This is a genomic window from Nocardia sp. NPDC050412 (assembly GCF_044458825.1).
GTDB lineage: Bacteria > Actinomycetota > Actinomycetes > Mycobacteriales > Mycobacteriaceae > Nocardia.
Window position 1 is genome coordinate 51,193 of record NZ_JBITIJ010000007.1, and the last position, 10,747, is coordinate 61,939.

The window sequence follows — 10,747 nt, forward strand, 5'->3', positions numbered from 1 at the left end:
CGATTGGAGGTGAGGAGGGGTTTGAGGTCGAGGATCGGTGTGCCGTGCACGGCTTCGAGGTTGCGGACATGCGCTGACGGTGCGGATATGGATGTGGTGCAGACCGATCGGGTTGGGGCGGTGCGGTGCGCGGGTGGCGAAAACTCCGGCGCTGGCCTCTCGGGGGATGCCGCCCTGGTTTCCACGGGGATTCTGTATCGACCTGGTTGAGTACCCACATCCGACGCTGCGTCAATGACAGCGGGATGCGCTGCGGGCGCACGGCCCGCGTCAACGGCGGCCGATCCGCATGCTCGGAATCCGGCACGTGATCATTTGTTCAGTTGTGCACCTTGGGTGGTGAGGGCGGTGCGGTTGAGGATGACGGGGGCGGTGGGTTTTCGGGGTTTGCCGCCCCCGGTTTCTACGTGATCATTTGTTCAGTTGTGCACCTTGGGTGGTGAGGGCGGTGCGGACGCGGTCGAGGACTACGTGGGGGCGGTCGTAGAGGAGGGTTGCGTTGATGCGGATTACGCGCCAGCCCAGGGCTTCGATGCGGGCTATGCGGTCGATGTCCTTGGTGCGCTGGGTGGGGTCGGTCCAGTGTTGGGCGCCGTCGTATTCGACGGCTACCTGCCATTTGCGCCAACCGAGGTCGACGCGCGCGACGAATTCGCCGTAGTGATTACGGATCACTAATTGTGTTGCGGGACGGGGTAAGTCGTCGTCGATCAGGAGCAAGCGTGTGTGGGTCTCGGGTGGGGATTCGGCGCCTGGATCCACGACGGCGAGCGTTGTGCGCAAACGGTTGAGGAAACGTGCGCCCGGATGTTTCGATGCCAAGACCGCGACTTCACCTGGTTCGAGTCCGGTAGCCGCACACAGTGCGTCCAGGATCGGTACGGCCCGCTCGCGTGGCAGCCGCCGACCGAGGTCGAATGCAGTGCGCGCCGGTGTTGTGACCGTGAACCCGTCGACCTCACAGCATTCGCTCGGCTCGATAACCGAGCGGACGGCACGAATCCCGCAGGGCGGACGACAGTGTCCGCGCCTGGCGATCTCTGCTGCTTGATCTGCATCGAGCCAGCGAGTGCCGTGCATGGCGGCCGCCGAGCACCCGATCAGCACACCATCACCCTTCGCCCAGTGCGCAGCGGCACGGGCGCGCCCTCTCGCATCGAGCGAGCACCCTTTGCGCACATAGACATCCGGAAACACCCGCACAAAGTTGTGCCGCAGCTCCCACCGCGTAACCAACCCCGCCGCCACCGCCCAAGACCCCACAAACGGCTCATCCAATACCCCCATCCCCCCACTATCCCCACCCCCACCGACAACCCCCCAACCCGCCCGCTCGAACCTCTGGCGACCCTCCGCACCTCGCCCAACGATCAAGATCAGGTGGCGCTGGTGGCGGTGGCTTCTCGGGCGATGCCGCCCCAGTTTCCACGTGATCATGTGTCCAACCGGGGCCGTCCATGAGGGTGGTGGGGGTCGAGGGGGCGGTGGTCAGCCGTGGAGTATCGGCCAGTCACTGGCAGATGACGGCCGCTGCTGGACTCGCCGAAATCGGCAATTGCTGACCGAGCTGTGGTGGAAATCCGCATCCGACTCATGACCGGAAGTCCCTGATGCGCTGAACCCTCTGCCGCGCAGGTGTTTTCACGCCACGCACGAAATCGTGGGCAAAAACGTGCGTGGCGTGCGAACTGATGCGCGCGAGACGGAAGGAGGCGAAGCAATTGCGGCCCGTACTCGTCGCCGTGCCACCGGTGTGCGATGCGGCGGATGTGATGCTGGCGCATGGGCTGTGGCAACGGCATCGCGCGTGCCGAATCAACCGGTGCGTGTGGAAATCGGCGGCGTAGCAGACGCTCGTTCTCGCCGGACGGCTGGTTCCGCAGTCGATGAGCCCGCGTGAACGCGCCGCCGCCAGAGGGATCGATTTCCCGAGAGCGTCCTAGGTCGACGCGCTACCGTCCGGCGGCCAGTCGGTGCGGACATTGCGTGAGGTGCTGGAGAGGCTCGAGTCCCTGGCAGGCGATCCGCACGGGCAGGGGGAGGCGTGGGCGCGCGTCGCACCGAGGTAGACGGCTGGCTGGCCGAGTGGCGGATAGACCACCACGACATTCGAATGATGCTGGGACGCAATGGGGCCGAGGAACCGTTGGTTTCGTGCACGGCGGCTGCGGCACCGGACTTGGCGCAGATGCGAGAGCAATTTCCGGAGCTGTCTCGGTTGTGGGATGCGATTCGGCATGAGTACTGGGCGGAATTCACTCCGCCTCCGAGAAATTCACGAGGACGGTTCGCCTAGTGGACGATGACAGGCGGCTTCGGTTGGTGCCGACCGAACCCACGGCGGTGCGGATTCGGCAACTCACGGCCCGAGCGGGACGGGCGGGGTATCGGCTCGAACGCGCTTCCACGGTGCCCTACGACTGGATGCTTCTCGACGCCGAAGACGGCGCGACTACCTATTCGGCCGCGCGGACCTCGACCAGATCGAGCGGTGGCTCGACGAATGAGGTGCGGGTGGGTTTCTTCAATGGGGAATCCGCGCTGGCGATGCACATCTGCTATGTGACGTAGTTCACTGGGTCGTGGGGCGTCGCAACATCTACCGTCTGAGACCGATACATAGCTGTCACGTCTGCGCCGTCTGAGGCGCAGGCGTATCAGTGCATGTTGCAAGACTTATATGATGACTCGGACTGGTTTGGCCCCCGGTGCACGACGCCTTTGACGGGGTCGGGGGCAGGTCTTAGCTCGACCCGAGAGGTGATTACACCCGAATGGAAACTGCTCGTCGTTCCGCCCGAGGTAGTCGCCGACGTAGGTCGGGCAGCCCGCTGTTCGCTCAGCTGCTCACGGCCGCGGTGGAGTCCGCGGCCACCTCGATCGCACTGCGTTTCAATCCGACCGGTGATCCCGCGGACCAGCGTGAACTCACTTATCGCGAACTCGATGCCCGCTCGTCCAGGGTCGCGCGCGAGCTGATCGACCGCGGCATCGGCGCGGGCGATTACGTGGCGATGGGCATTACCCGTTCGGTCGAATCGATGGTCGCGCTGTGGGCAATCGCGAAGACGGGTGCGGCCTATGTGCCGGTCGATCCGAACTATCCGGCGGAGCGGATCCAGCACATCGTCACCGATTCGGGTGCCGCACACGGTTTGACCACCTCGGCGCATCGCGCCAAGCTCGGCACCTCGGCCTATTGGATCGAATTGGATGACCCGGTGGTTTCCGAGCGCATCGCCGCCCGGCCCGATCACCCGGTCTCCTATGCCGATCGGGTGCGGGCTGTCAACGAAAACCATCCGGCCTACGTCATCTACACCTCCGGTTCCAGTGGTAAGCCGAAGGGGGTGGCGGTCACCCACACGGGTCTGGCGGGATTGGCGGCAATCGGCGAGCACTATCTGATCGACGCGGATTCCTGCGTCTCACATCTCAGCTCGCCCAGTTTCGACTTCTCGATGATGGAGACGCTGTTCACCTTCTCGGTGGGCGCGACGCTGGTCATCGCGCCGCCGACGGTATTCGGCGGTGTCGAACTCGCGGATCTGCTGCGCCGGGAGCAGGTCACCCATCTGCTGATCACCCCGGGTGCGCTGGAATCGCTGGATCCGGCCGATCTCGATGACGTGCAGGTCGTGGTCGCGGGCGGGGACCGACTGCCCGCGGAGTTGGTGGCGCGCTGGGCGGATAACGGCCGCTCGGTATTCAATGCGTACGGGCCGAGCGAGGCGACCGTCATGGTCACCACCACCGAGGCCATCGCGGCCGGAGAGCCCGTCACCATTGGCTCGGCCATCGCGGGCGTGGGCGCCTTCATTCTCGATGCGCGGTTGCGGCCGGTGCCCGCGGGTGTCGTCGGTGAGCTCTACGTCTCGGGTGCGGTACTCGCACAGGGCTACCTCGGTCGACCGGCGCTGACCGCAGAACGCTTCGTGGCCAGCCCGTTCGGCGCGGAGGTCGATAATCCGGGTGCGCGCCTCTATCGCACCGGAGATCTGGTGCGGCGCAACGAAACCGGCCTGATGGAGTACTTCGGCCGATCTGATTTCCAGGTCAAGATCCGTGGTCTGCGCATCGAACTCGGCGAGATCGATAGCGCGCTCACTACACATCCGGATGTCGACTTCGCGGCCACGCTCGGCAAGACGCTGCCCTCGGGTACGACCGCCCTCGTCGCGTATGTAATGCCGCGCCAGGGTGCCACCCTCGATACCGGTCAGCTTGCCGCGCATATCGGGGAATCGTTGCCGGACTACATGATTCCGGCCGCCATCATGGTGTTGGGCGAGATTCCGCTGACCCCGGTCGGCAAGCTGGACCGGGCGGCCCTGCCCGATCCGGTCTTCGCGGCACGTCAGTTCCGCGCTCCGGCAACGCCGGTCGAGGAGATCATCGCCGATGTATTCGCGGCATTGCTGCTCGGTCCCGATACGGACGCACGCGTCGGTGTCGATGACGACTTCTTCGAACTCGGCGGCAATTCGTTGCTGGCCACCCAAGCCGCCGCGCGCATCGGTTTCGCACTCGGTCTCCGGGTGCCGGTGCAGCTGATCTTCGAGGCCTCGAAGGTTTCGCTACTGGCCCAACGTGTCGAGCAGCACGCGGGTTCGGCCGTCGGACGGGCGCTGACCGCTCAGACCCGGCCCGACCGGATTCCGCTATCGTATGCGCAGCAGCGGATGTGGTTCCTGAACCGTTTCGATACGGCCAGCGCGGTCAATAACATTCCGCTGGCGGTGCGACTTTCCGGGCGACTGGATGTCGACGCATTGCGCGCGGCGGCCCGCGATCTGATCGAGCGGCACGAGGTGCTGCGCACTATCTATCCGGACATCGATGGTGAGGGCTTCCAGGTCGTCCTGCCGATCACCGATGCGCGCGCGGTACCCGACCTTCCGGTGACCACCGCTGTGACACAAGAACTTTCGGATCTGATCAGTGTCGAGGTGCTGGGCGGATTCGATGTGACGGCCGCGCCGCCGGTGCGCCTGCGGCTGTTCCAGCTCGGCGAATCCGAGTATGTGCTGGTGTGCGTGGTGCACCACATCGCAGGGGACGGTTTCTCGCTCGGCCCGCTGGCCCGCGATCTGATGGCGGCGTACTCCGATCACGTGCGCGGCGGGCGGCCCGAATGGCCGCCGCTGGCGGTGCAATACGCCGACTACGCCCTCTGGCAGCGCGAAACCCTCGGCAGCGAATACGATCCGGAATCGGTCTTCGCGCAGCAGATCGAGTTCTGGCGCAACGAATTGGCCGCGCTGCCGGAACAATTGGATCTGCCCGCGGATCGGCCGCGCCCCGCCACGTCATCCAACAATGGTGCCGTCGTCGCCTTCGACATCGATGCCGACATTCACGCCCGACTCGATCGACTCGCGCACGAACATAATTCAACGCTGTTCATGGTCGTGCACGCCGCGCTCGCGGTACTGCTCGCCCGGCTGTCGGGCACCCGCGATATCGCGATCGGCACCCCGGCCGCCGGTCGCGGTGAGGCGGCACTGGACGATCTGATCGGCATGTTCGTCAACACCCTGGTGTTGCGCACCGAGATCGATCCCGCCATGACCTTCGACGATCTGCTGCGTGCGGTGCGCAAGGTCGATGTCGCGGCCTTCGGACACGCCGACGTGCCGTTCGAGCGGTTGGTCGAACTGCTCGATCCGGTGCGCTCGACCGCGCGGCATCCGCTGTTCCAGGTGATGCTGGTCTTCCAGAACCTGGCGCGCACCGAACTGGAGTTGCCCGGCCTGACGGTCGCGGGTGTGGAACACGGGGTGGCGCTGGCCAAGTTCGATCTGCAGCTCGAGATCGCGGAGAACCCTGCGGCGCGAGCGTCGGGCCCGGAGGCGGTAGCGGAGCGTATCCACGGAGGGCACCGGGAGCGCCGCGAATTAGACACTGCGGCGCGAGCGTCGGGCCCGGAGGCGGTAGCGGAGCGTATCCACGGAGGGCACCGGGAGGGCCGCGAATTAGACCCTGCGGCGCGAGCGTCGGGCCCGGAGGCGGTAGCGGAGCGTATCCACGGAGGGCACCGGGAGCGCCGCGAATTAGACACTGCGGCGCAAGGCATGTCGGCGACATTCACCTACGCCACCGACTTGTTCGACGCCGCCACCGTGCAGGACTTCGCCGATCGCTTCCTGCGGGTGCTGTCCGCGGTGGCCGCCGATTCCGATGCGGTGCTCGGCGACATCGATCTGCTCGCGCCCGGCGAGCGCGATCTGGTTCTGCACGAATGGAATTCGGCTGGCGCGATGGTGCCGGATGTGACGCTGGTCGACCTCATCCTGGCACAGGCGCACCGCCGCCCGGATGCGATCGCGGTCCGATTCGGTGATACCGCACTGAGTTTCGGTGAACTGCAGCGGCGCGCGAACCGGGTGGCGCGGGCGCTGATGGCGCGTGGCGCGGGACCGGAAGCGCTGGTCGCCGTTGCTGTCGAGCGGTCCGAGCAGCTGCCCGTCGCGCTGCTCGGTGTGCTCACCGCCGGTGCCGGATATCTTCCGATCGACATCACGTATCCGGCGCAGCGACTCGAGTTCATGCTCACCGACGCGCAGCCGACCTGTGTGCTGACCACATCGGATCTGCTGGGCGACATTCCGGCGACAGACGTTCCGGTGGTGCTGCTCGACGAAACCGCGGGCTTCGGCGAATCGTCGATCACCGATATCGAGCGCACGTCCCGGCTGCGTCCGGACAACCTGGCCTACGTCATTTACACGTCGGGCTCCACGGGTGTTCCGAAGGGCGTCGGCGTTTCACATCGCAATGTGGTCGAGCTGTTCGCCAACACCCAGTTGATGTTCGAGTTCGACGACACCGATGTGTGGACGCTGTTCCACTCCTTCGCCTTCGACTTCTCGGTGTGGGAACTGTGGTGCGCGCTCGCCAATGGCGGCACCGTGGTAGTGGTCGACTACCTGACCTCCCGTTCCCCGGAACAGTTCCGCGACTTGCTGATTCGCGAACAGGTCACCGTGCTGAACCAGACGCCGTCCGCGTTCTACCAGCTCGCCGAGGCCGACCGGGCCTCGCATGCCGGAGACCAGGGCAAATTCGCGCTGCGCTATGTCGTATTCGGTGGTGAGGCACTGGACCTGCGTCAGCTGCGGCGCTGGTACGAGCGGCACCCCTTCGATGCGCCGTGGCTGGTCAATATGTACGGCATCACCGAAACCACGGTGCACGTGTCGTTCCTGGCGCTGGATGAGCAGCTCGCCGAGAATCCGGCCAGTGCCATCGGTCGTGCACTGCCCGGGCTGGAGAGCTATGTGCTCGATGATCGGCTGCATCCGGCTCCGGTCGGGGTGGCGGGCGAAATCCATGTCAGCGGTGCGCAGTTATCTCGTGGCTACCTCGGTCGGCCCGGTCTGGCCGCGACCCGTTTCGTGGCGAATCCGTTCGGGGCGGCGGGATCTCGCATGTACCGCACCGGCGACCTCGGTCGCTGGGCTGGTTTCGCGGGCCACGCGAATCTCGAATACGCCGGGCGCACGGACCAGCAGGTGCAGCTGCGCGGCTTCCGCATCGAACTCGGTGAGATCGAATCGGCGCTGCTTGCCCAGCCCTCGGTCAGCCAGGCTGTGGTGCTTGTGCGTTCCGACGAACACGCGGGTGATCGCCTGGTCGGATATGTTGTGGCCGAGGTGGATTCGCAGGTGCAGGGCGCGGAGTTGCGCAGCACGATCGCCGAATTCCTCACCAGCTATATGGTTCCGGACGCGATCGTCGTACTGGACACATTGCCGTTGACCCTGAACGGCAAGCTCGACCGAAAGGCGCTGCCCGCACCGGAATTCGTCAGCAGCGCCATCTACCGCGCCCCGCAGACCCCGATCGAGCAGGCCGTCGCCGGGGTATTCGCCGGACTGCTCGGTGTGCGCGATGTCGGCCTGGACGACGATTTCTTCGTCCTCGGCGGTAACTCACTGCTGGCTACCAGGGCGGTCAGCAGAATCAACGAAGCGTTGGACGCGAATGTCTCGGTGCGCGAACTGTTCGAGGCATCGACCGTTTCGGCACTGGCCGCACGAATCGTGCCCGGCTCCTCGACCGGAACCCGTACCCCGCTGGTTGTGACGGCGCGTCCGGAACGAGTGCCGCTATCGCTGGCGCAGCAGCGCATGTGGGTGCTCAATCAGTTCGATACCCGCTCGGCGGCCTACAACATCCCGCTCGGCATCGGCCTGACCGGTGCACTCGATGTGCAAGCGTTGCGCGATGCCATCGCTGATGTGCTCGAACGGCACGAGGCGCTGCGCACCCGCTACCCGTCGACGGGACCGGGCGGGCTGCCGTACCAGGAGATCCTGCCGGTCGCCGAGGCCTGGCCGGGCGGGCTCGCGGTCGAGTCGAGCCGCGATCCGATCGTCCGCATCACCGAGCTGATGTCGACCGGATTCGATGTGACCCGAGAGGTTCCGGTGCGCGGCGTGCTGCTGCGTGGGACCCCGGAGCGTCATCTGCTCGCTATGGTGGTGCACCACATTTCGGCCGACGGCGCCTCGATGGCACCGCTGGCCCGTGACCTGATGCTCGCCTATGCCGCGCGCTGTGCCGGTGATGTCCCGACCTGGACACCGCTCGAGGTGCAGTACGCCGACTTCGCGATCTGGCAGCGCGAGGTCATCGGCACCGATGACAACGAGAACTCCGTAGCCGCACAGCAATTGGCCTACTGGCGCGAGCAATTGGCCGGACTGTCCGGTGCGCTCGAGCTGCCGCTGGATCGGCCGCGGCCGGCCGTGCCGTCCATGCGCGGTGCGTCGACGGCCTTCACGCTTTCGCCCGAGGTGCACGCTGGACTGATTCGCATTGCCCGGGAGCACAATTCGTCGCTGTTCATGGTGGTGCACGCTGTGCTCGCGGTGCTGCTGGCGCGGCTGTCGGGCAGTTCCGATATCACGATCGGCACTCCCATCGCGGGCCGCGGTGAGCGCGCGCTCGACGATCTGGTCGGCATGTTCGTCAACACCTTGGCGCTGCGCACCACGACCGAATCGGCAACCACCTTCGACGCGCTCGTCGAACATGTTCGCGAGACCGACCTCTCGGCCTTCGGCAATGCCGATATTCCGTTCGAGCGGGTGGTCGAGGCGGTGTTGCCGAACCGCGCGACCTCGCACAACCCACTGTTCCAGGTGGTGCTGTCCTTCGACAATCTCGAGCCGCCGAAGCTGGAGTTGCCAGGTCTGACGGTCGCGGCACTGGATACCGGTGCGGTCGCGGCGAAGTTCGATCTGCAGCTGACCGTCGAGCCACGGCACGGCGCGGACGGCGCACCCGGCGAGCTGGTCACGGTATTCAATTACGCCACAGACCTTTTCGACGCATCGACGGTGCAGGCATTCGGTCGCAGGCTGACCCGGATCTGCGCCGCCGTCGTCGCGGACCCGCAGGTCAGCGTGGGCGATATCGATATCCTCGATGCCGCCGAACGCGATCGCGCGTTGGCCGCGCCGGAAACCGTGCTGGAGCCCGCCGCCGACGGCGTACCGCTCACCAGCGGTGCGGCCCTGACTCAGGCGCTGGCCGCCGCGGTGGAGGAGGATCCGGACGGGCCCGCGGTGGTCTTCGGCGAGGACGCGGTGTCCTTCCAGGATCTCGACGCGCGGTCCTCGCGACTGGCGCGGGTGTTGATCGGCCGCGGCTGCGGTCCGCGCACCGGGGTCGTGATCCGGCTGGATCGCGGGGTGGACGCGGTGGTCGCCACCTGGGCGGTGCTCAAGGCCGGTGCCGCATTGACCCCGGTGACCGGCCTGAACGGTCCGCTACCGGTTGGTCTCGAGGTCAAGGTCGGACTTACCGCCGGTGCATGGCCCGCCGATAGCAGTATCGACTGGCTGGTTCTGGACGATCCGGACGTGCTCGCCGAGATAGCCGCCGAATCGCCGCGACCGGTGACCTACGCTAACCGGACCCAGGCGCTGCGCGGTGAGGATCCGGCCTTCGTCGCCGGAGTTACCTTGTCCTACAACGACATTTCCGTCGCGACCAAACGGCTGCGAGCCCGCACTGAGCTGACCTTCGAGTCCCGGCTGTTCCGGCACGGCCGCGCGGATTCGGCGGCGGCGCTGCTGGAAGTGGTCGCGGCCGGTGAGAACGGCGCGTCGGTTGTGGTGACCGCCGGTAACCTGGACAACGTAACGCTTTCGGCATTATTGGCCGACGAATGGGTGACGCATCTGTTCATCGATCGGGCCGGACTCGGGCCGGTCGAGGTGACGGGGCTGGAGGATCTGCACGCGGTGGTGCTCGATGATGGCGCGCCCGCGCCGGAATTCGGGGCCGTCCCGGTTGTAGTCGACCTCGGTGCGCTATTGGGCGTCCCGGACCCGGGTTGATCTTCCACCCGGAAGATTCGGCGGCAGGTGCTCGCACGGGTCGTTGCCGGTAGCAACCGGTCCGGGTAGTGGCGATGAGCGAGGGGAGGAAAGTTCCTATGCCGGGATACCGGTCGGTGGGACAGGATCGGGTGCGCACGGTTGAGCTGCAGTCGCAATACCGGCCAGGGGTATTCGAGGGGACACTCGAGTTCTTCAGCGCCACGGTAGATGCCCAGGCCAGAGGCGATCGCACCCCCGCCGACTGGCACCCTTTCGTCTCCGATGAGATCATCGATCGCCCGATCGGGTCGACGCACGAGTTGATGACCTCTGCTGAAGCGTTGACCGAGATCGGTCCCCGGCTCGCTGAGCTGCTCGAAACCCCTGAGCGGTAGCGATCGGCCGGGGAACGC

At 66.0% G+C, this 10,747-nt stretch carries 4 protein-coding genes and 1 pseudogene; 3 read left to right on the top strand and 2 right to left on the bottom strand.

What is annotated here, in order from left to right:
- Positions 1-84 precede the first annotated feature (84 nt).
- A pseudogene (locus ACIBI6_RS20530) lies at positions 85-198 on the bottom strand (TrmO family methyltransferase); the annotation flags it as partial.
- A gap of 213 nt (positions 199-411) precedes the next feature.
- Positions 412-1,287 (bottom strand): DUF559 domain-containing protein, encoded by an 876-nt coding sequence (locus tag ACIBI6_RS20535; protein WP_364347348.1) that lies wholly within the window; start codon positions 1,285-1,287, stop codon positions 412-414.
- A gap of 1,008 nt (positions 1,288-2,295) precedes the next feature.
- Here ACIBI6_RS20535 and ACIBI6_RS20540 point away from each other — a divergent pair.
- The 3 genes from ACIBI6_RS20540 to ACIBI6_RS20550 all read left to right on the top strand — a co-directional run bounded on the left by ACIBI6_RS20540 (position 2,296) and on the right by ACIBI6_RS20550 (position 10,729).
- Positions 2,296-2,571: a hypothetical protein gene (locus tag ACIBI6_RS20540; RefSeq protein WP_396957384.1), complete on the top strand. Its 276-nt coding sequence runs from the start codon at positions 2,296-2,298 to the stop codon at positions 2,569-2,571.
- Positions 2,572-2,774: 203 nt separating this feature from the next.
- Positions 2,775-10,352, top strand: coding sequence for an amino acid adenylation domain-containing protein (locus ACIBI6_RS20545; RefSeq protein WP_396957385.1), 7,578 nt, complete (start codon positions 2,775-2,777; stop codon positions 10,350-10,352).
- A gap of 98 nt (positions 10,353-10,450) precedes the next feature.
- Positions 10,451-10,729: a hypothetical protein gene (locus ACIBI6_RS20550; RefSeq protein ID WP_396957386.1), complete on the top strand. Its 279-nt coding sequence runs from the start codon at positions 10,451-10,453 to the stop codon at positions 10,727-10,729.
- The last annotated feature ends 18 nt before the right edge of the window (positions 10,730-10,747 follow it).

Excerpts from the sequence above, each read along its gene's own strand:
- ACIBI6_RS20535 (WP_364347348.1), bottom strand. The coding sequence starts at position 1,287 with ATGGGGGTATTGGATGAGCCGTTTGTGGGGTCTTGGGCGGTGGCGGCG.
- ACIBI6_RS20545 (WP_396957385.1), top strand. The coding sequence starts at position 2,775 with ATGGAAACTGCTCGTCGTTCCGCCCGAGGTAGTCGCCGACGTAGGTCG.
- ACIBI6_RS20550 (WP_396957386.1), top strand. The coding sequence starts at position 10,451 with ATGCCGGGATACCGGTCGGTGGGACAGGATCGGGTGCGCACGGTTGAG.